General features: G+C 55.2%; 19 protein-coding genes. 6 read left to right on the forward strand and 13 right to left on the reverse strand.

All coding sequences use genetic code 11. From position 1 onward, the window contains the following. Window positions 1-141 precede the first annotated feature (141 nt). Window positions 142-1,560 carry a glutamate synthase small subunit gene (locus ACG0Z5_RS16585; protein ID WP_319627423.1) on the reverse strand — a complete coding sequence of 473 codons (1,419 nt, stop codon included), beginning with the start codon at window positions 1,558-1,560 and terminating at the stop codon, window positions 142-144. A gap of 9 nt (window positions 1,561-1,569) precedes the next feature. Next, window positions 1,570-6,030, reverse strand: coding sequence for a glutamate synthase large subunit (gene gltB / locus ACG0Z5_RS16590; protein WP_394449399.1), 4,461 nt, complete (start codon window positions 6,028-6,030; stop codon window positions 1,570-1,572). A 671-nt stretch (window positions 6,031-6,701) separates the two neighbouring features. Between gltB and ACG0Z5_RS16595 the strand changes: the two genes are divergently transcribed. The 4 genes from ACG0Z5_RS16595 (at window position 6,702) to mtgA (ending at window position 11,667) form a co-directional block, all read left to right on the forward strand. Continuing rightward, window positions 6,702-7,631, forward strand: coding sequence for a TIGR01212 family radical SAM protein (locus tag ACG0Z5_RS16595; RefSeq protein ID WP_394449401.1), 930 nt, complete (start codon window positions 6,702-6,704; stop codon window positions 7,629-7,631). A gap of 90 nt (window positions 7,632-7,721) precedes the next feature. Further along, window positions 7,722-10,052: an aerobic respiration two-component sensor histidine kinase ArcB gene (arcB, locus tag ACG0Z5_RS16600; RefSeq protein ID WP_394449404.1), complete on the forward strand. Its 2,331-nt coding sequence runs from the start codon at window positions 7,722-7,724 to the stop codon at window positions 10,050-10,052. Window positions 10,053-10,291: 239 nt separating this feature from the next. After that, entirely contained in the window at window positions 10,292-10,945 is a 654-nt protein-coding gene (gene elbB / locus ACG0Z5_RS16605; RefSeq protein ID WP_394449406.1) for an isoprenoid biosynthesis glyoxalase ElbB, read from the forward strand. Continuing rightward, the gene (gene mtgA, locus ACG0Z5_RS16610; RefSeq protein ID WP_394449407.1) at window positions 10,942-11,667 is read left to right on the forward strand and encodes a monofunctional biosynthetic peptidoglycan transglycosylase; all 726 of its coding nucleotides are present in this window, start codon (window positions 10,942-10,944) and stop codon (window positions 11,665-11,667) included. Before elbB ends, mtgA begins: the two co-directional genes overlap by 4 nt. 40 nt (window positions 11,668-11,707) lie before the next feature. Here mtgA and npr read toward each other — a convergent pair whose 3' ends face one another. Genes npr through ACG0Z5_RS16665 form a run of 11 tightly spaced genes read right to left on the reverse strand, consistent with a single transcriptional unit; the run spans window position 11,708 to window position 19,607 of the window. Further along, window positions 11,708-11,980 carry a PTS phosphocarrier protein NPr gene (npr, locus tag ACG0Z5_RS16615; protein WP_319627417.1) on the reverse strand — a complete coding sequence of 91 codons (273 nt, stop codon included), beginning with the start codon at window positions 11,978-11,980 and terminating at the stop codon, window positions 11,708-11,710. Further along, the gene (gene rapZ, locus ACG0Z5_RS16620; protein ID WP_312625375.1) at window positions 11,977-12,831 is read right to left on the reverse strand and encodes an RNase adapter RapZ; all 855 of its coding nucleotides are present in this window, start codon (window positions 12,829-12,831) and stop codon (window positions 11,977-11,979) included. The genes npr and rapZ overlap by 4 nt, the downstream gene beginning before the upstream one ends. Before the next feature lie 33 nt (window positions 12,832-12,864). Continuing rightward, window positions 12,865-13,356 (reverse strand): PTS IIA-like nitrogen regulatory protein PtsN, encoded by a 492-nt coding sequence (gene ptsN, locus ACG0Z5_RS16625; protein WP_394449410.1) that lies wholly within the window; start codon window positions 13,354-13,356, stop codon window positions 12,865-12,867. A gap of 57 nt (window positions 13,357-13,413) precedes the next feature. Beyond that, a complete protein-coding gene (hpf, locus tag ACG0Z5_RS16630) occupies window positions 13,414-13,701 on the reverse strand; it encodes a ribosome hibernation promoting factor (RefSeq protein WP_097164179.1) in 288 nt (95 codons plus the stop codon). Between the two features lie 22 nt (window positions 13,702-13,723). Beyond that, window positions 13,724-15,166: an RNA polymerase factor sigma-54 gene (rpoN, locus tag ACG0Z5_RS16635; protein ID WP_394449413.1), complete on the reverse strand. Its 1,443-nt coding sequence runs from the start codon at window positions 15,164-15,166 to the stop codon at window positions 13,724-13,726. 48 nt (window positions 15,167-15,214) lie between these two features. Then, a complete protein-coding gene (lptB, locus tag ACG0Z5_RS16640; RefSeq protein WP_319627413.1) occupies window positions 15,215-15,940 on the reverse strand; it encodes an LPS export ABC transporter ATP-binding protein in 726 nt (241 codons plus the stop codon). A gap of 6 nt (window positions 15,941-15,946) precedes the next feature. Next, window positions 15,947-16,507, reverse strand: coding sequence for a lipopolysaccharide ABC transporter substrate-binding protein LptA (gene lptA, locus ACG0Z5_RS16645; RefSeq protein ID WP_319627412.1), 561 nt, complete (start codon window positions 16,505-16,507; stop codon window positions 15,947-15,949). Further along, a complete protein-coding gene (gene lptC / locus ACG0Z5_RS16650) occupies window positions 16,488-17,051 on the reverse strand; it encodes an LPS export ABC transporter periplasmic protein LptC (RefSeq protein WP_319627411.1) in 564 nt (187 codons plus the stop codon). The genes lptA and lptC overlap by 20 nt, the downstream gene beginning before the upstream one ends. Further along, window positions 17,048-17,614 (reverse strand): 3-deoxy-manno-octulosonate-8-phosphatase KdsC, encoded by a 567-nt coding sequence (kdsC, locus tag ACG0Z5_RS16655; RefSeq protein ID WP_394449418.1) that lies wholly within the window; start codon window positions 17,612-17,614, stop codon window positions 17,048-17,050. Before kdsC ends, lptC begins: the two co-directional genes overlap by 4 nt. 14 nt (window positions 17,615-17,628) lie before the next feature. Beyond that, entirely contained in the window at window positions 17,629-18,615 is a 987-nt protein-coding gene (gene kdsD / locus ACG0Z5_RS16660) for an arabinose-5-phosphate isomerase KdsD (protein ID WP_319627409.1), read from the reverse strand. Window positions 18,616-18,629: 14 nt separating this feature from the next. After that, window positions 18,630-19,607 (reverse strand): calcium/sodium antiporter, encoded by a 978-nt coding sequence (locus ACG0Z5_RS16665; protein WP_394449423.1) that lies wholly within the window; start codon window positions 19,605-19,607, stop codon window positions 18,630-18,632. A 210-nt stretch (window positions 19,608-19,817) separates the two neighbouring features. On the opposite strand from ACG0Z5_RS16665, the gene mlaF reads away from it, so the two are divergent. Then, on the forward strand, window positions 19,818-20,630 hold the full coding sequence (mlaF, locus tag ACG0Z5_RS16670; RefSeq protein ID WP_394449426.1) for a phospholipid ABC transporter ATP-binding protein MlaF: 813 nt from the start codon (window positions 19,818-19,820) through the stop codon (window positions 20,628-20,630). Between the two features lie 7 nt (window positions 20,631-20,637). Continuing rightward, window positions 20,638-21,420, forward strand: coding sequence for a lipid asymmetry maintenance ABC transporter permease subunit MlaE (gene mlaE, locus ACG0Z5_RS16675; RefSeq protein ID WP_394449429.1), 783 nt, complete (start codon window positions 20,638-20,640; stop codon window positions 21,418-21,420). Window positions 21,421-21,424: the final 4 nt, after the last annotated feature.

Genomic DNA, 21,424 nt, shown 5'->3' on the forward strand with positions numbered 1-21,424 from the left:
AATGGCATACGGATACCGGGATAACGACTACTTTTTTATGAAGATAAAAGCAGCGTTCCCCGGTAAGGCGCGATGAACCATAAAAAAGCCCGGATGATTGATCACTCCGGGCTTTTTCTCATCTGCCATTCACACGGCGGATTACACTTCCAGGTAGTTCATAATGCCGTCTGCCGCTTTACGACCTTCGGCAATCGCGGTGACCACCAGATCGGAGCCACGCACGATGTCGCCCCCGGCGAAGATTTTCGGGTTACTGGTCTGGAAGGCGTTTTCGCTGCCTTCCGGAGCGATAACGCGGCCCTGAGAATCCAGCTCAACGCTGTGCTTAGCCAGCCATTCCATGCTGTGTGGACGGAAACCGAACGCCATCACCACCGCATCGGCAGGCACCACATGCTCGGAACCGGCCACGATTTCTGCCCGACGACGGCCTTTGGCATCCGGCGCCCCCATTTCGGTGCGTGCCATTTTCACGCCGCAGACTTTACCGTTGGCATTCACTTCCACGCCCAGTGGCTGCACGTTGAACTGAAATTCCACGCCTTCTTCACGCGCATTTTTCACTTCGCGGCGTGAACCCGGCATGTTCTCTTCGTCACGACGATAGGCACAGGTGACGTGTGTCGCGCCCTGACGAATCGAGGTCCGCACGCAGTCCATCGCGGTATCACCCCCGCCGAGAACCACCACGCGTTTACCTTCCATATTCACATACGGTTCTTCGGTCGTTTCGCCGTAGCCCATCATCTGTTTGGTATTGGCAATCAGGAACGGTAGCGCGTCAAACACGCCATTCGCATCCTCATTTTCCAGGCCACCACGCATCGACTGATAGGTGCCGACGCCGAGGAATACCGCATCGTACTCGCTCAGCAGGTCATCAATTTGCACATCGCGACCCACTTCGACGTTGAGTTTGAACTCAATGCCCATGTCGGTGAAGATTTCACGACGGCGGGTCATGACTTCTTTTTCAAGCTTGAATGCCGGGATCCCGAAGGTCAGCAGGCCGCCGATTTCAGGATGACGGTCAAAGACCACCGCTTTCACGCCGTTACGGGTCAGCACATCGGCACAGGCGAGGCCCGCCGGGCCCGCGCCGATAATCGCCACGCGCTTACCGGTTTGCTTCACGCCGGTCATGTCCGGACGCCAGCCCATTTCGAAGGCTTTATCGTTGATATAGCGCTCGATATTGCCGATGGTCACCGCGCCAAACTCGTCGTTCAGCGTACAGGAACCTTCGCACAGACGGTCCTGAGGGCAGACGCGGCCGCACACTTCCGGCAGGGTGTTGGTCTGGTGCGACAGTTCAGCCGCTTCAAAAATCCGCCCTTCATTGGCAAGCTTCAGCCAGTTCGGAATGTAGTTGTGTACCGGACACTTCCACTCACAGTACGGGTTGCCGCAGGACAGGCAGCGATCTGCCTGTGCTTTGGCCTGGCCTTCAGAGAAGGTCTCGTAGATCTCAACAAACTCAATTTTACGGATCTTCAGCGGTTTCTTCGGCGGATCAACGCGCTGCAGGTCGATAAACTGGTAAACATTCTGACTCATCGATTTTCCTTACTGCGCCTGCACGCGCAATTCAGCGGCGCTACGACTACGGTGACCCAACAGTGCTTTGACATCGCTGGACTTCGGTTTAACCAGGGCAAATTTCGCCGAGAACGCTGGCCAGTTGGCGAGGATTTCTTCGCCGCGCTGGGAGCCGGTCAACTGAACGTGTTCGGTGATAAGGCCACGCAGATGCTCTTCGTGGATAGCCAAAGAATCGACCTCCAGTACTTCCACCAGTTCTGGGTTCACGCGTTTGCGGAAATCACCGTCTTCATCCAGCACGTAGGCGAAGCCGCCGGTCATGCCTGCGCCAAAGTTAACCCCGGTTTTACCGAGCACACAAACGATGCCGCCGGTCATGTATTCACAGCCGTTATCGCCAATGCCTTCCACCACGGTGATTGCCCCGGAGTTACGCACGCCGAAACGTTCACCCGCGCGACCTGCGGCGTACAGACGACCCCCGGTCGCGCCGTACAGGCAGGTGTTGCCGATGATGCTGGCTTCGTGACTGCGGAACGCAGAACCGACCGGAGGACGGATGGCCAGCAAACCGCCAGCCATGCCTTTGCCGACGTAGTCGTTGGCATCGCCGGTCAGGTGCAGCTCCACGCCGCCCGCGTTCCATACACCAAAGCTCTGACCTGCGGTGCCGCTGAAGTGCGCTTTAATCGGGTCTGAAGCCAGGCCCTGATCGCCGTGCGTCTGGGCGATGTAGCCCGACAGCGACGCGCCCACGGAACGGTCAGTGTTGCGAATATCAAACCAGAACGTTTTGCTCTGCTTGTCATCGACATAGGCTTTCGCCTGCTGTAACAGCTGTGCGTTCAGCACCCCGTTATCAAACGGCGGGTTGGTCTCGGTGCAGTACAGCGCTTTGCCCGGATGCGGCTCAGCGGTTTCCAGCAGTTTCGACAGGTTCAACTTCTGCTGCTTGGCGGTGAAGCCGTCCAGCTCTTTGAGCAGGTCGGTGCGGCCAATCAGGTCGACCAGACGTTTCACGCCCAGCTCCGCCATCAGCTCGCGCACTTCACGGGCGATAAACTCAAAGTAGTTGGTTACTTTGAACGGCAGGCCGTGGTAGTGATTCTTACGCAGCTTTTCGTCCTGCGTCGCCACGCCCGTTGCGCAGTTGTTCAGGTGGCAAATACGCAGGTATTTACAGCCCAGTGCCACCATCGGACCGGTGCCGAAGCCAAAGCTTTCCGCACCCAGAATTGCGGCCTTGATGATGTCGAGTCCGGTTTTCAGACCGCCATCAACCTGCAGACGAATTTTGTGACGCAGACCGTTGGCAACCAGCGCCTGCTGGGTTTCCACCAGGCCAAGTTCCCAAGGACAACCCGCATACTTCACCGAGGAGAGTGGGCTTGCGCCAGTGCCGCCGTCATAACCGGCAATCGTAATCAGGTCTGCATAGGCTTTTGCGACGCCGGTTGCGATGGTGCCCACACCCGGTTCGGAAACCAGCTTCACGGAGATCATCGCTTTCGGGTTGACCTGTTTCAGGTCGAAAATCAGCTGCGCCAAATCCTCGATAGAGTAAATATCGTGGTGCGGCGGCGGCGAAATCAGGGTCACACCCGGTACGGAATAACGCAGTTTGGCGATGTACGGCGTGACTTTATCACCTGGTAACTGACCGCCTTCACCCGGCTTCGCGCCCTGAGCTACTTTAATCTGAATCACATCGGCGTTAACCAGATACGCAGGCGTGACGCCAAAACGACCGGAAGCAACCTGCTTGATGCGTGACACTTTATTGGTGCCGTAGCGCGCAGGATCTTCCCCGCCTTCGCCGGAGTTCGAGTTCCCGCCGATGCTGTTCATCGCTTCGGCCAGCGCCTCGTGGGCTTCCGGACTTAGCGCGCCGATAGACATCGCGGCGGTATCAAAGCGTTTGAACAGTTCGGTGGCCGGTTCAACCTCGTTGATGCTGATGGCGTCAGTGCCAGGATTTACCGCCAGCAGGTCACGCAGGGTGGCTGCCGGGCGTTCGTTGACCAACTTCGCATACTGCTGATAATCGCTGTATTCGCCGCTCTGTACCGCCTGTTGTAGGGTGCGAACCACGTCCGGGTTGTAGGCGTGGTATTCGCCGCCGTGAACGTATTTCAGCAGACCACCCTGATCGAGAGGCTTACGCGCCAGCCAGGCTCGTTTGGAGAGGTTGAGCAGATCCTGCTGGAAATCATCAAACCCGGCCCCGCCGATACGGCTGACCACGCCCTGGAAGCACAGGCCGGACACGTCATCGTGCAGGCCGACGGCTTCAAACAGCTTCGAGCAGCGGTAAGAGGCAATGGTTGAGATGCCCATTTTGGACATGATTTTGTACAAGCCTTTGTTGATGCCGTTTCGGTAGTTCAGCATCACGTGGCGATAATCTTTTTCGATAGCCTTGCTGTCGACCAGTTTTGCCAGGGTTTCATAGGCGAGGTACGGGTAAATGGCCGTCGCGCCGAAGCCGAGCAGCACCGCAAAGTGATGCGGGTCGCGGGCGCTGGCGGTCTCAACGATGATGTTGGCATCGCAGCGCAGGCTCTTATCGACCAGACGCGTCTGGATAGCACCCACCGCCATCGGGGCCGGAACGGGCAGACGATTTTTGGCGATGTTACGGTCAGACAGCACCAGCAGCACCGTGCCGTTACGCACCATTTGCTCTGCTTTATCGCACAGCGCGTTAACGGTCTCTTCAAGCGTCGTTTCGGTCACGTCGAAGGTGATGTCGAGTGTGTCCGCGCGGTAGTGATCTTCTTTTAGCGTGGTCAGCTGTTTGAAATCGGAGTACAGCAGAATCGGTGATTTGAAGCTCAGGCGGTGCGCCTGGCCTTCTGCTTCACAGAAGACGTTCATTTCACGCCCGATGCTGGTGGCGAGCGACATCACGTGCGCTTCGCGCAGCGGATCGATTGGCGGGTTGGTCACCTGCGCAAACTGCTGGCGGAAATAGTCATAAATGATGCGCGGCTGGCTGGAGAGCACGGCAAACGGGGTATCGTCACCCATTGAGCCAACGGCTTCCTGGCCGTTTTCGCCCAGCACGCGGATCACGGAATCCAGCTCTTCTGCGCTGTAGTTAAACTGTTTCTGATAGCTGGCGAGCATATCGTCGTCCAGCTCGCGGCTGCCCACTTCTTCGTCCGGTAAATCTTCAAACGGCACCAGGCGGCGAACGTTTTTCTCCATCCACTCTTTGTACGGATGACGGATTTTCAGGTCGTGGTCGGTTTCTGCTGAGTGAAGAATACGGCCCGCGCGGGTGTCGATAACCATCAGCTCGCCAGGGCCGACGCGGCCTTTTTCGACCACTTCGTCCGGCTGGTAATCCCAGATCCCGACTTCAGAGGCGCAGGTGATCAGCTTGTCTTTGGTGATAACGTAGCGCGCCGGGCGCAGACCGTTACGGTCGAGGTTACAGGCGGCGTAGCGTCCATCGGACATCACGATGCCTGCCGGACCGTCCCACGGCTCCATGTGCATGGAGTTAAAGTCGAAGAATGCGCGCAGGTCCGGGTCCATATCCGGGTTGTTCTGCCAGGCTGGCGGCACCAGCAAGCGCATAGCACGCACGATATCCATCCCGCCTGCCAGCAGCAGTTCGAGCATGTTATCCATCGAGCTTGAGTCAGAGCCAGTTTCGTTCACGAACGGGGCGGCATCATGCAGGTCGGGGATCAGCGGAGTCTGGAACTTATAGGTACGCGCCCGTGCCCATTGGCGGTTACCGGTGATGGTGTTGATCTCGCCGTTGTGCGCCAGATAGCGGAACGGCTGGGCCAGCGGCCAACGCGGCACGGTGTTGGTGGAAAAGCGCTGGTGGAACAGACAAATGGCCGATTCCAGGCGCAGGTCCGCGAGGTCCAGGTAGAAGCGCGGCAAATCCGCCGGCATACACAGACCTTTATAGATATTGATTAGATTCGACAGGCTACAAACGTAGAAATCTTTGTCTTCCTGCAAACGCTTTTCGATACGGCGACGGGCGATAAACAGGCGACGTTCCATATCACGCGGACGCCAGCCAGCCGGGGCGTTAACAAAAATTTGTTCGATACGTGGCAGCGAGGAGAGGGCGATTTCACCGAGGACCCCTTCGTTGGTTGGCACATCGCGCCAGCCGACAATCGACAGGGTTTCACGCTGAAGTTCTTCTTCAACGACACGACGCGAAGCCGCAGCGAGCTCCGCGTCTTTATTCAGGAACAGCATTCCGACGGCGTAGTTTTTGGCTAAACGCCAGCCGCGCTCTTCGGCCACCAGGCGGAAGAAACGATCCGGTTTTTGCAGCAACAGGCCGCAGCCGTCGCCAGTTTTACCGTCAGCAAGGATCGCACCACGGTGCTGCATGCGGGCCAGTGCGTGAATAGCAGTACGCACTACCTTGTGGCTAGGTTCGCCTTCTATGTGGGCGATCAGGCCGAAACCACAGTTATCTCTCTCAAGAGATTTATCGTACAACATATCAGTGAACCTCCCCAGGCTCTACGGAGACCCCTATCTGACCGTTGCGCGCAGGCGCAGAAAGAGCAAGGCGGCGGGGCACAGGCCTCGCATTCGCCCTCTCAAAATCCTTTCGCATCGGTAAACAAGTATTGCGGACTTGCTTCAGAGGGAATCTCAATTACTGCATAAATATGATGAGCAGAAGGCTCATCGAGAAAGCTTCCAGCGGATCCTCAAGTTATCGGGAATCCTTACACAGGTCAAATGGCAATCTTATTTATACAAAAATGTGCTATAGGTGAGTTAATTTACTGATATATAACAGTTTGTGCCTGTTTTTATCCTGCATTTCGACCCACCGATACGGCTACTGAATGTGATCTCTCTCACTATATGAAAGCGTTATAATGGCGGATCTGTGCTGAATGGCTTTTTTATCGCAGAATTATATTCTGCCGTACAGCGCTAATCCCCATGATGACACTGTTTTTCATCTGCTACGGCAATAGTGAAAAATCAGGGGTCAACATAAGGAAAAGTAATCACCATTAGGGTGAATGAAATTGCAGTTATCTTGATTGGTTATGCAATAGGTGTGAGGCCGCTGAGGCGTTTGATCCAGGTCATCGCCGACGGAGGCTAAAAATGGCAGGCTTTGCACCTCTTCGTAAGGCGCGGTCTCTCAGATTATGCAGTTACAGAAATTAGTCAATATGTTTGGTGGGGATCTTAGCCGTCGTTATGGCGAAAAGGTTCATAAACTGACGCTGCACGGCGGCTTTAGCTGCCCTAACCGCGACGGGACGATAGGGCGCGGAGGCTGCACCTTTTGTAACGTGGCGTCGTTTGCCGACGAGGCGCAGCAGCACCGTTCCATTGCCGAACAGCTGGCACATCAAAAGCACCTGGTTAACCGGGCTAAACGGTATCTGGCATATTTTCAGGCCTATACCAGCACCTTTGCTGAAGTGCAGGTGCTGCGTTCGATGTATCGACAGGCCGTGAGTCAGGCGAATATCGTCGGCCTTTGCGTGGGCACCCGCCCGGATTGCGTGCCGGAAGCGGTGTTGGATTTGCTCAGTGAATATCACGCGCAGGGCTATGAGGTGTGGCTGGAGCTGGGCCTGCAAAGCGCACAGGATAAAACCCTGCATCGCATTAATCGCGGCCACGATTTTGCCTGTTATCAGGCCACCACTCGTCTGGCGCGTGAGCGCGGGCTTAAAGTCTGCACTCATCTGATCGTCGGGTTGCCTGGGGAAGGGCAGGCAGAGTGTCTGCAAACGCTGGATAAAGTGGTCGAGACCGGGGTGGACGGCATCAAGCTGCATCCACTGCATATCGTCACCGGCAGCATTATGGCGAAAGCCTGGGAAGCAGGCAGACTGAACGGCATTGAACTGAATGAGTATACCGTCACCGCCGGGGAGATGATTCGCCACACCCCCCCGGAAGTGGTTTATCACCGGATTTCCGCCAGCGCGCGCCGCCCGACGCTGTTAGCCCCACTGTGGTGTGAAAACCGCTGGACCGGGATGGTGGAACTGGACCGTTATCTTAACGAGCATGGCGTACAAGGCTCCGCGATTGGCCAAAATTGGCGTCCTTCAGAGCGCTAATCCCAACGATTGCCGCATTTTTTGCACAACCTTCAACGCGTTGCTCAGAATTGGGTATTATTGAGCGATATTGTGGTGAAGGAAATCCCTATGAAGCAAATCCGAATGCTTGCGCAGTACTATGTCGACCTGATGATGAAGCTCGGCCTGGTGCGGTTCTCAATGCTGTTGGCGTTGGCGCTGGTGGTACTGGCCATTGTGGTCCAGATGGCGGTGACGATGGTGCTGCACGGCCAGGTCGAAAGTATTGATGTTATTCGCTCGATCTTCTTTGGCCTGTTGATCACCCCATGGGCGGTCTATTTTCTCTCGGTGGTCGTTGAGCAACTGGAAGAGTCGCGTCAGCGCCTTTCACGTCTGGTCGAAAAGCTGGAGGAGATGCGTGACCGCGATTTAAAGCTAAACGTGCAGTTGAAAGACAACATCGCGCAGCTCAACCAGGAAATCAGCGATCGTGAAAAAGCGGAAGCCGAGCGCCAGAGCACCCTGGAACAGCTGAAAATCGAGATGAAGGAGCGCGAGCAGACGCAAATTCAGCTCGAGCAACAATCTTCTTTCCTGCGCTCATTCCTCGATGCCTCGCCGGACCTGGTTTTTTACCGCAACGAAGATAAAGAGTTCTCCGGCTGTAATCGGGCGATGGAGTTGCTGACCGGGAAGAGCGAAAAGCAGCTGATTCACCTCAAGCCGCTGGATGTTTATTCCCCGGAAGCGGCGGCAAAAGTTCTCGAAACCGACGAGAAGGTGTTCCGTCATAACGTCTCTCTGACCTACGAACAGTGGCTTGATTACCCGGATGGCCGTAAAGCCTGCTTCGAAATACGTAAGGTGCCGTACTACGACCGCGTGGGTAAACGCCACGGCCTGATGGGCTTTGGCCGTGATATCACCGAGCGTAAGCGCTATCAGGATGCCCTTGAGCGCGCCAGCCGCGACAAGACCACCTTTATTTCTACCATTAGCCACGAGCTGCGCACCCCGCTGAACGGCATCGTTGGCCTGAGTCGCATTTTGCTGGATACCGAACTGACCGGAGAGCAGGAAAAATACCTGAAAACCATCCATGTCTCCGCGGTGACGCTGGGGAATATCTTCAACGATATTATCGACATGGATAAGATGGAACGCCGTAAGGTTCAGCTGGATAACCAGCCTGTCGATTTCACCGGTTTCCTTGCCGATCTGGAGAACCTTTCGGGCCTGCAGGCGCAGCAGAAAGGGCTGCGCTTCGTCATGGAGCCGACGCTGCCGCTGCCGCATAAAGTGATCACTGACGGCACCCGTTTACGGCAGATCCTGTGGAACCTGATCAGCAACGCCGTCAAGTTTACCCAGCAAGGTAACGTCACGGTCCGTGTGCGTTTCGACGCAGGTGACATGCTGCACTTCGAGGTACAGGATTCCGGAATCGGCATCCCGCAGGAAGAGCAGGACAAGATTTTTGCCATGTACTATCAGGTGAAGGACAGCCAGGGTGGAAAACCGGCTACCGGGACCGGCATTGGTCTGGCGGTGTCGCGCCGTCTGGCGAAGAGCATGGGTGGCGACATTACCGTCTCAAGCCAGCCGGGAAGCGGATCAACCTTTACGCTGACGGTTCATGCGCCTGCGGTAGCTGAAGAAGTGGAAGACACGCTGGCCGATGACGATATGCCGCTACCCGCCCTGCACGTGCTGCTGGTGGAAGACATCGAGCTGAACGTGATTGTCGCCCGCTCGGTGCTGGAGAAACTCGGTAACAGCGTCGACGTCGCAATGACCGGTAAAGCCGCGCTGGAAATGTTCTCACCTTCTGAATACGACCTGGTGCTACTGGATATTCAGCTGCCGGACATGACCGGGCTGGATATTTCCCGCGAGCTAAAACAGCGCTATCACGCTGACGAGTTACCGCCGCTGGTGGCGCTGACCGCCAACGTGCTGAAAGACAAAAAAGAGTATCTGGATGCGGGAATGGACGATGTGCTGAGCAAGCCGCTCGCCGTTCCGGCATTGACCGCCATGATCCAAAAATTCTGGGACACCCCTGATGATGACGAGGAGAGCAGCGTGACGACGACCGACAGCAGTAAATCCAGCGCCGTGCTGGATACCGACATGCTTCAGCAGTATATCGAACTGGTAGGCCCGAAGCTGATTACCGACGGGCTGGCGGTGTTTGAAAAAATGATGCCGGGCTATCTGGCGGTGCTGGAATCGAACCTGACCGCACGCGACCAAAAAGGCATTGTTGAAGAAGGGCATAAAATCAAAGGAGCCGCAGGCTCGATTGGTTTACGGCACATCCAGCAACTGGGGCAACAGATCCAGTCTCCCGATCTTCCAGCGTGGTGGGATAACGTAGGTGAATGGATCGAAGAGATGAAAGCCGAATGGCAACAGGACGTAGCGACCCTGAAAGCGTGGGTGGTGAGCCGATAAAAAATGACCCCGGTCAAGCCGGGGTGCGCGAATACTGCGCCAACACCAGGGAAAACGTGGCTGCGCCTTAATTGTTTTAACTGTGTTGAACAGACGCTGCCTGAGAATTCGGGCCGCACGCTCATTAAGATAGCAAAACTTAAATAATTTGTTACATGAATCAGTGAAATGTGTGAAGCACCGCGATTAAATCAAAATAATTGATGGGCTTCAGGCAGTTGCAACAAAGGAAACGCGGTATGAAAAAAATTGGCGTAGTGCTCAGCGGCTGTGGCGTCTATGACGGCAGCGAAATTCATGAGGCGGTGATTACCCTGCTGGCGATTGCGCGTAGCGGTGCGCAGGCGGTCTGTTTTGCGCCGGATAAAAGCCAGTCTGATGTGATTAATCATCTGGCCGGAGAGCCGCAGGGCGGCGAGCGTAACGTGCTGATGGAAGCGGCGCGTATTACGCGGGGTGAGATTCAGCCGCTGTCCAGCGCGCGGGCGGCCGACCTTGATGCGTTGATTGTGCCTGGCGGTTTCGGCGCGGCGAAAAACCTGAGCAATTTTGCCTCGCAGGGCAGCACCTGCACGGTCGATGCTGATTTAACCGCGCTGACGCAGGCAATGCATCAGGCGGGTAAACCGCTGGGGTTTATGTGCATCGCGCCCGCTATGCTGCCGAAGATTTTCGACTTCCCGCTGCGAATCACCATCGGGACTGACATCGATACCGCCGAAGTGTTGGAAGAGATGGGGGCCGAGCATGTGCCCTGCCCGGTGGATGACATCGTGGTCGATGAAGAAAACAAAGTGGTGACCACGCCTGCGTATATGCTGGCGCAAAATATTGCTGAAGCGGCGACCGGCATTGAGAAACTGGTGGCACGCGTGCTGGTGCTTTGCGCATGAGTCAGCGTCGTTCGCCAGTCGCCTGGCTAAAATGGATTTTGCTGCGGATTGGGCTGGTGCTTGCCGTGTTTTGGGGCGGCGGCATTGCGCTATTCAGCGTGCTGCCGGTGCCTTTCTCTGCGGTGATGGTGGAGCGTCAGCTTAGCGCCATCTTCAGCGGCGATTTCCATTATCTGGCGCATTCTGACTGGGTGAGCATGGACGAAATGACGCCATGGATGGGGCTGGCGGTGATTGCCGCAGAGGATCAGAAATTCCCTGAACACTGGGGCTTTGACGTATCGGCGATAGAAAAAGCGCTGGCCCATAACGAACGCAACGAAAGCCGGATCCGTGGGGCGTCTACGCTGTCGCAGCAAACGGCGAAAAACCTGTTTCTGTGGGACGGTCGTAGCTGGCTGCGTAAAGGGCTGGAAGCGGGGTTGACGGTGGGAATTGAAACCGTCTGGAGTAAGAAACGCATTCTGACCGTGTACCTGAACATCGCTGAGTTTGGCGACGGTATTTTTGGCGTGGAAGCGGCGGCACAGCACTATTTCCACAAACCGGCCAGCAAGCTGACAATGTCCGAAGCCGCGCTTTTGGCCGCGGTGTTGCCGAACCCGATTCGGTATCGCGCCGATGCGCCGTCCGGATATGTCCGCAGTCGTCAGGCGTGGATCTTACGCCAAATGCGTCAGTTAGGCGGGGAAGGGTTTATGACGGGGAATCACTTGTATTAAAGGGATCAGGCGGGTGCGCGTAGCGCTACCCGCTTAAAGACTAATCTTCATCAAACCCGGCGTTAAACAGCGCGATCACTGCCGCCAGGGCTTCTTCTTCCTGTGGGCCGCTGGCTTCGATTTCAATCTGTCGGCCTTTGGCGGAATCCAGCATCAGTAGCGCAATCACGCTGCTGGCCTCCGCTTCGGTGCCTTCGTCATTGCGCAGCCACACTTCAGCATCGTAATTTTGAACCAGTTCAAACAGCTTCATCGCTGGGCGGGCGTGCATCCCCAGCTTATTGGTGATTTCAACGGTGTGCTTTACGCTCATGTTTTACGTTTTTCCAGCGTCCGGTGACGAGACTGAACGTTTTTCCCGCGGGAGCGGAAATAGTCAGCCAGCTGTTCGGCAATATACACCGAACGATGTTTACCGCCGGTACAACCAATCGCGACCGTCAGATAGCTGCGGTTGTTGGTTTCCAGCATAGGTAACCATAGCTCAAGATAGCTACGCGTCTGGTAGATAAAATTGTGAACTTCTGTATGACGGTCGAGGAATGCAGCAACCGGTTTATCGAGGCCAGTCATCGGACGCAGCTTCGGGTCCCAGTGCGGGTTCGGCAGGAAACGGACGTCAAACACGTAATCGGCATCAATCGGTATCCCATGCTTAAAGCCGAAGGATTCGAACACCATCGTCAGCTCACGTTCACGCTTGCCGAGCAGGCGCGTACGCAGCATTTCAGCCAGTTCATGCACCGACATTTCAGAGGTATCAACAATCAAGTCCGCACGCGAACGCAGCGGCTCAAGCAGATCGCTTTCCTGATCGATAGCGCTTTCCAGCGACAGATTCTTGCTGGAAAGAGGGTGTAGACGACGCGTATCGCTGTAACGACGGATCAACGTGTTGCGATCGGCATCGAGGAACAACAGTTGCGGGGAGAAGCAGTCAGGCAGATTTTCCATCGCCTGCTCAAAAATCTCCGGCGATTCCGGCATGTTACGCACATCAATGCTGACCGCAGCAGAGATCTGCCGGTCAGCCAGGCTTTTCGCCAGTTCCGGCAGCAACACCACCGGCAGGTTATCGACGCAGTAAAAGCCCATATCTTCCAGCGCACGCAGAGCCACAGACTTCCCTGAACCCGAGCGCCCGCTGACGATCATCAGTACCATCAGTCGTTTCTCCTTACGACAACCGACTTACCGTTAGGCATCGTCATCACCGCTATCGTCGCCGGTGATAATTTCATACAGCTCCTCATCGCTCTGCGCACCGCGCAGACGGCGGCAGATGGTTTTATCCGCCAGGCGTTTGGCGACCAGCGACAGCGTATGCAAATGCGTTTTGGTCTGGTCGGCAGGCACCAGTAGGGCAAACAGCAGGTCAACCGGCTGATTGTCTATCGCATCAAAGGCAATCGGGGTTTCGAGCTGCACGAACACGCCAACGGCGCGCGTGGTGTCCTCTTCCAGCTTGCCGTGTGGAATGGCAATGCCGTTACCGATGCCGGTACTGCCCATCTTTTCACGGGTCAGGATCGCCTCAAATACCACCTGTGGCGGGATGCTCAGCTGTTTAGCTGCCAGTTCGCTGATAATTTCCAGCGCACGTTTTTTACTCTGGCAGTGAACAGCACTGCGGGTACATTCCTGGTTAAGGACATTGCTCAGTTGCAGAGCGGAATCGTTGTTCATCATAATTTCACCTGCGTGCCGCCTGACCCGAAGAGCCGGATCAGGCGCACGGCCGGACAATTAGTGTTGTTTCAGTTTATCTTTATGTTTGGTCAGCTGTCTTGCAAGCTTGTCGATAAGACCGTCTATTGCGGCATACATATCCTGCCCTTCCGCACTGGCATGAATTTCGCCCCCGTTAACATGCAGGGTGGCATCCGAGATATGAGTCACCTTTTCCACTTTTAACACAATATAGACCTGATTAATCCGTTCGAAAAACTGCTCAAGCTTGGCAAATTTGGTATTCACAAATTCACGCAGAGCGTCAGTGATTTCGACGTTGTGTCCTGTGATATTGAGCTGCATAGTGTCTTCCTTATCGGTTGTGTCAGACCAGCTGTTTACGCTGGTTGGACGGCGGAATGGATAAAGACTCTCGGTACTTTGCAACGGTGCGGCGTGCCACCATGATACCCTGTTCGGACAGCATGGTGGTTAGCTTACTGTCACTCAGTGGTTTCGCGGGATTTTCCGCGGCAATTAACTTCTTCACCAGGGCACGAATCGCTGTCGACGAGGCTTCGCCACCGCCTTCAGTGTTCACGTGGCTGGAGAAGAAATACTTAAGCTCAAAAATGCCTCTTGGGCTGTGAAGATACTTTTGCGTTGTCACGCGCGAGATAGTCGATTCATGCATCTCGACGGCCTGAGCGATATCCGCCAGCACCATCGGCTTCATGAATTCTTCACCCTTTTCGAAAAACGCCTGCTGCTGTTCGACGATACAACGACTCACCCGGAGCAGCGTGTCATTGCGGCTTTCCAGGCTTTTGATCAGCCATTTCGCTTCCTGAAGATTACTGCGAATAAACTGGCTATCGGCATCGTTACGGGCGTTATTACACATCCCGGCGTAGTGCTGGTTGATTTGCAAACGCGGAATGCTGTCGGAATTGAGTTCGACCATCCAGCGGCCGCTTACCTTGCGTACCAGCACGTCAGGAATGACGTATTCCGGTTCGCCGGTCTGGATAGACTGACCCGGACGCGGGTCCAGTGATTGAATCAGCGTCACCGCTTCTTTCAACACGTCTTCTTTCAGACGCGTGACGCGCATCAGGCTGCGGAAATCGTGATTGGCCAGCAGAGAGAGATGATCGCTGATAATCGTTTTGGCTTCCGCCAGCCACGGTGTCTCTTTGCCAAACTGAGAAAGCTGGATCAGCAGGCAGTCGCGCAGATCTTTTGCCGCAACGCCAACAGGATCAAAGCGCTGTATGCGTTTCAGAACCGCTTCAACCTCATCGAGATCGAGCTCGTCGTCGCCAATGCTTTCGAGGATCTCTTCCACTGAGGCGGTGAGATAGCCGGTGTCATCGACGGCGTTAACGATAGAGGTGGCAATGGCGCGATCGGTGTCGGAGAACGGCGTCAGGCCAACCTGCCACATCAGATAGTCCTGAAGCGACTGGGTGGTTTCACCCTGATAGATTGGCAGCTCGTCGTCCTGATAGTCAGTGCCTGTCCCCGACGGTGTACCAGCGGTGTAAATTTCATCCCAGCTGGCGTCGAGGGGCAGCTCATCGGGCATCTCTTTCTGCTCGAGGGCATCGACGGTATCAAACGTATCGTTGGCTTCGTTGTCGGTTTCTTCTTGTGAATCCACTTCCTCGTGAAGATCGGTTTGCTCAAGCAGGGGATTACTCTCCAGCGCTTGCTGAAGTTCCTGTTGCAGCTCGAGCGTTGAAAGCTGCAACAGGCGAATGGCCTGTTGCAGTTGCGGCGTCATGGCGAGCTGTTGACTGAGCCTTAATTGCAAACCTTGCTTCATAATCAGGGCAAATTTCTCCGGCCAGAAATGGTAATTATCTCTACCCTATCAGAGTCTGAAGTCTTCCCCAAGATACACACGCTTAACATGCTCGTCCTGAAGGATTTGTTCTGGCGTACCGTGTGCAATCAAATGCCCCTGGCTGACGATATAAGCACGCTCACAGACCGCTAACGTTTCACGCACGTTATGGTCGGTAATCAGCACGCCGAGGCCGCTGTCGCGCAGATGCTCGATAATACGTTTGATGTCGATAACCGAAATGGGGTCAACGCCGGCAAAGGGTTCATCCAGCAGGATAAATTTAGGATTTGCTGCAAGCGCACGGGCGATTTCCACACGGCGACGTTCACCGCCGGAAAGTGCCTGGCCGAGGCTGTCGCGCAGGTGCTCAATGTGGAACTCTTCCATCAGCTCGTTGGCGCGGTCGACACGCTGCTCGTTGCTGAGATCGTCCCGGATTTGCAGCACGGCCATCAGGTTATCAAACACGCTCAGGCGGCGGAAAATAGAGGCTTCCTGCGGCAGGTAGCCTATTCCGCGACGGGCGCGAGCATGCAGCGGCAGCAGGCTGATATCGTCATCATCAATGATGATGTTACCCGCATCACGCGACACAATGCCGACGACCATATAGAAGGTGGTGGTTTTACCGGCCCCGTTCGGGCCCAGCAGACCGACGATTTCGCCGGAATTGACCGTCAGGCTAACGTCTTCTACGACCCGACGGCCCTTGTAGGCTTTCGCAAGATTCTTTGCAGTTAAAGTTGCCATAACGTCTTAGTTACTCTTTTTAGGCTGAGCCGGTGTGGTGGTTTTGCCGCTCTTATCCTGCAGCTGCGATGGCACCAGAACCGTGGTCACGCGCTTACCTTTTTCGCTAAACGCCTGCATTTTCTGCTCTTTCACCAGATAGGTGATTTTGTCACCCTTGATGTTGCTATCGACCTGTTCCAGATAGGCATTACCGGTCAGAACCACCAGGTCGTTGGCGACTTCATAGTGCATCTTCGATGCATGGCCGTTTACCGGTTTACCGTTGTCCTGCATTTGGTAGAAGGTGGCTGGATTACCGTAGCCGTCCATCGTCTCTTTACCTTTAACGCCAGCCGGGCGGGTGACCACCACTTTGTCAGCATTAATTTTGATGGTGCCCTGGGTGACGATAACGTTGCCGGTGAACGTCGCGACGTTCCCCTGCATGTCGAGGGATTGCTGATCGGATTCAATGTGAATCGGCTGATCGGTATCGCCCGTCAACGCCAGCGCCGGGAGGCTGGCGGCCAGCAATGCGCTGGCAAGGGCAAGCTTAAAGCTGAATTTATTTGTTTTGAATTTCATAAGAGGTTCTCACCTTTTCAATCAGCTGAGCGTTTTTGCTGCGTAAGTTGCCGCGCATTTTGAGGCCGCTGGAATTAAATGTTGTACCGTACAACGTCACCAGATCGTCTGAACTTACGTCCTGAGTCACCAAATTGACAATGGCGTTATCCGTCGTGACTTTGCGAAGCTGAGAGTCTTCCGTCAGGGCGTTGATCTCAACGTGTCCGTAAAGATACAGCATACGGTCATTCGTCAGTTTGGCCTTATCGGCCTTGATAGACCACGTCGGGACTTTATTGACGTCGAAAGTGGTCAGGACAGGTCGGGTAAACCAGGTAATCGCCTGGTCAGAAAAATACTCGACGTGTTCAGCAATCAAATGATAGCTCAGCGCCCCTTCAGGGCTGTAGACCACGCTATCAGTATGTTCGCTTTTGTAAGTGGGTTCGTTATTGTTCGCCACCACCGGCGCAGGCGCGTCTTTATCTACTAAATTGAAGCCGATAAGCACCAGCGCCAGTAGCGAAAGCAGAATGATAACCCAACGTCTGGTTTTACTCATATCGATTGCCCTTTGGCTTCATCCAGCTTGCCCTGAGCCAGCAGCAATAAATCGCACACTTCACGAACCGCACCGCGCCCACCGTTAATCCGGGTGACATAATCCGCGCGTGGGGGCAGCAGAGGATGGGCATCTGCTACGGCGACGCTCAGTCCGACTTCTGCCATGACTGGCCAGTCGATGAGGTCGTCACCAACATAAGCGACCTCTTCTGGCTTCACGCCCAATTTTGTCTGTAGTTCGCGCCAGGCGATAAGCTTGTCGGACTGTCCCTGCCACAGATGGGTAATGCCCAATGTTTTGCAGCGGTCTTCTACCAGTTTAGCTTTTCGCCCGGTGATGATTGCAACTTCTATGCCTGAGGTCAGCGCACAGCGAATACCGTAGCCATCGCGCACGTTGAAGGCTTTCAGCTCTTCGCCGTTATTGCCCATGTAAATCAGCCCGTCGGACAACACGCCGTCGACGTCAAGAATGAGCAGGCGGATTTTCGCTGCCTTCTCCATCACCTGAGAGCTAACCGGTCCATAGCAGGTCGTTACCGACGCGCCAGCATTACTCATTGTTTTTTCCTTACTTACACTACGCCAGCGCGCAGCAGATCATGCATATGTATCACACCCAGCAGATGGTCGCCATCGGCAACCATTACGCAGGTGATATGACGGGACTGCATCAGGTTCAGCGCATCAACGGCCAGAATGCCTGGACGGACACGAATGCCGCCGCGGGTCATCACGTCGGCGATACTGAGGTCACGCACGTCAACGCCCATATCAAACACCCGACGTAAGTCGCCATCGGTGAAAATCCCTTCGATTTTCATCTGGTCATCACAGATAACGGTCATACCCAGGTTTTTACGGGTGATTTCGAGGAGCGCATCGCGCAGGGAGGCGTCTTTACTGACGTGCGGAATTTCATCCCCGGTGTGCATGATATCGTTCACCCGCAGTAACAGCTTACGCCCCAGCGCGCCACCCGGGTGGGACAGGGCAAAGTCCTGCGCGGTAAATCCACGCGCCTTCAGCAAGGCCACGGCGAGCGCATCGCCCATCACTAATGCGGCGGTGGTGCTCGACGTCGGTGCCAGGCCGAGCGGACAGGCTTCTTTCGGGACGCTGACGCAAAGATGAATATCCGCCGCTTTCGCCATGTTACTTTCCGGGCGGCTGGTCATGCAGATGAGCGGCACCTGCAGACGTTTCAACACCGGGATAAGCGCCATAATTTCATTGGATTCGCCGGAGTTTGACAGCGCAATCACCACGTCCTGCGGGGTGACCATGCCGAGGTCGCCGTGTGCGGCTTCACCAGGATGGACAAAGAATGAGGGGGTGCCGGTACTGGCAAAGGTTGCCGCCATCTTCCGGCCTATATGTCCGGATTTCCCCATTCCCATCACGACAACTTTACCGCCGCAGTAAGCCATTTTTTCGCAGGCAAGCGCGAAATCCTGGTTAATGTACTGATCGAGCTGGGCCAGACCTTCACGTTCAATCTCCAGCACCTCAAGGCCTGCCTGTTGAAAGTCAAAATCCGGCTGCAAATCTATTTGCGACATAATGTTATCCCGATTCACTCTGCGAAAAACGGCGTGCCCCACCAGAGGAACGCCAGCCAAACAAGAAAGCATCCGATCAATAATGCCCCTGCGCTTTTGCCAATTTGCGGCTTACGACGCCAGCACAACACGGCAAAAATCACGCTGACCAGCACCATCACACCGTAATCACGGCTAAATGCCAGCGGGTTGAACGGCCCCGGCGCGACCAGCGCAGGGATGCCCATCACGATGGCAATATTGAAAATGTTAGAGCCAATGATATTGCCAATGGCGATATCATCCTCTCCTTTACGTGCGCCAGCGATGGCTGTTGCCAGTTCTGGCAGGCTGGTGCCAATGGCAATCACCGTCAGGCCGATGGTCAATTCACTCATCGCGAAGTAGTTGGCCAGCACCGTGGCGTTATCCACCACCATGCGCGTCGCCATCGGCATAATAATCAGCGCGACCCCGAGCCACAAACAGGCTACGGGCAGCGAACCTTCGCGCGGAAGCTCTGCTAATTGCTCGCGCGTTAGGCTGTCATTTCCTTGCCGTTCGGCCAGGCGAGCGATTTTAACAATATAAAACAGCCACAGGACAGCCAGAGCGAACAGAAAGAGGCCATCCATTCGGGTTAGCTGCCCATCATACAGCACAAAGCCCGCTAACAGGCTGACGACTAACATTAGCGGCAATTCTCGACGCAGGATATCGGAATGGGCGGTAAATGAATGCAGCAGTGCGCCGAGGCCGAGGATCAGCAAAATATTGACGATGTTTGATCCGATGGCGGTGCCGATAGCCAGATCGATTTGCCCATGAAAAGAAGCCGTTACGGAAACAATAATCTCCGGGAGCGATGTCCCTACGCTGACCACCGTCATGCCAATGATGAGCGGCGGAATGTTCATACTGCGGCAAAGAATCGATGCGGCAAAGACCAGACGATCGGCACTGTAGACCACCAGAAGTAAACCAATTATTAACAGAGCCGTCGCTAAAAGCATCTAAAGTCCTTTCTTCAGGTATAATCGCCAGCCCCTTTGCACCCTTCGCAAGGTGAGGACGAATTCCTAATTTTGACTTTATGCGTTGAAAAAGTAAAACAAATGCCTGCTTTCGCTAACCGTGGCGGGTAAGATTCTGTAAAAATGATGGGTTAGGGGCGCAAGAACACGCCATGCTTAACCTGAAGAGGTTTTTCCAGGGATAAACCTATGAACCAGACACTGGATAATTTAGTCGATGTGCGCGGTGTGAGTTTTACGCGTGGCAACCGAAGTATCTTCGACAACATCTCGCTGTCGGTTCCGCGCGGTAAAATTACCGCCATCATGGGACCGTCAGGGATTGGCAAAACCACGCTGCTGCGTTTGATCGGCGGGCAAATTCCGCCCGACAGCGGCGAGATCCTGTTCGACGGTGAAGATGTACCCACCATGACGCGCTCCCGTCTGTATGCCGTGCGCAAGCGCATGAGTATGCTGTTCCAGTCCGGTGCGCTGTTTACCGATATGAACGTTTTCGACAACGTTGCGTATCCGCTGCGTGAACATACGCGCTTGCCCCCGGCGTTGCTGAAAAGCACGGTAATGATGAAGCTGGAAGCGGTAGGTTTGCGCGGGGCTGCTAAACTGATGCCTTCTGAACTCTCCGGCGGGATGGCGCGTCGTGCTGCACTGGCGCGCGCAATTGCCCTCGAACCGGATTTAATCATGTTCGATGAGCCGTTTGTAGGGCAGGACCCGATTACCATGGGCGTGCTGGTGAAGCTGATTTCTGAGCTCAATAGCGCCCTGGGTGTCACCTGCGTCGTGGTCTCACACGACGTGCCGGAAGTACTGAGTATTGCCGATTACGCCTATATCGTGGCCGACAGGAAAATTGTCGCTCACGGTAGCGCGCAGTCGTTGCAGGAAAACGGCGATCCGCGCGTACGTCAGTTCCTGGATGGAATTGCCGATGGCCCGGTGCCGTTCCGTTATCCTGCGGGCGATTATCATCACGATCTACTCGGAACAGGGAGTTAAGTTACTCATGCTGCTAAAAGCACTGGCTGCGCTCGGACATCGGGGGATTAAGACTCTCACGACCTTCGGGCGTGCTGGGTTAATGTTGTTTAATGCTGTCGTTGGCAAGCCAGAGTTTCGTAAACATGCGCCTTTATTAATCCGCCAGCTGTATAACGTCGGCGTCCTGTCGATGGTGATTATTCTGGTGTCGGGCGTGTTTATCGGGATGGTGCTGGGGCTGCAAGGCTATCTGGTTCTCACCACGTACAGTGCTGAAACCAGTCTCGGTATGCTGGTGGCACTGTCGCTGCTGCGTGAACTCGGTCCGGTGGTCGCAGCTCTGCTGTTTGCCGGACGCGCGGGTTCTGCACTGACCGCCGAAATCGGTCTGATGCGTGCGACAGAGCAGCTGTCGAGCATGGAAATGATGGCCGTCGATCCGCTGCGTCGGGTGATTGCTCCACGCTTCTGGGCGGGCGTTATTTCACTGCCACTGCTGACCATCATTTTTGTTGCCGTCGGTATTTGGGGCGGATCGCTGGTTGGCGTGAGCTGGAAAGGTATTGATGCCGGCTTCTTCTGGTCAGCGATGCAAAACGCCGTCGACTGGCGAATGGACCTGGTGAACTGCGTGCTCAAAAGCGTGGTGTTTGCCATCACGGTGACCTGGATTGCATTGTTCAACGGTTATGATGCGATCCCCACTTCCGCAGGGATCAGCCGCGCAACGACCCGCACCGTGGTGCATTCGTCGCTGGCGGTACTGGGGCTGGATTTTGTGCTGACTGCACTGATGTTTGGGAATTGAGTTC

This window comes from Scandinavium sp. M-37 (assembly GCF_043558715.1).
In the GTDB taxonomy this organism is placed as follows: Bacteria; Pseudomonadota; Gammaproteobacteria; order Enterobacterales; family Enterobacteriaceae; genus Scandinavium; species Scandinavium vulneris_A.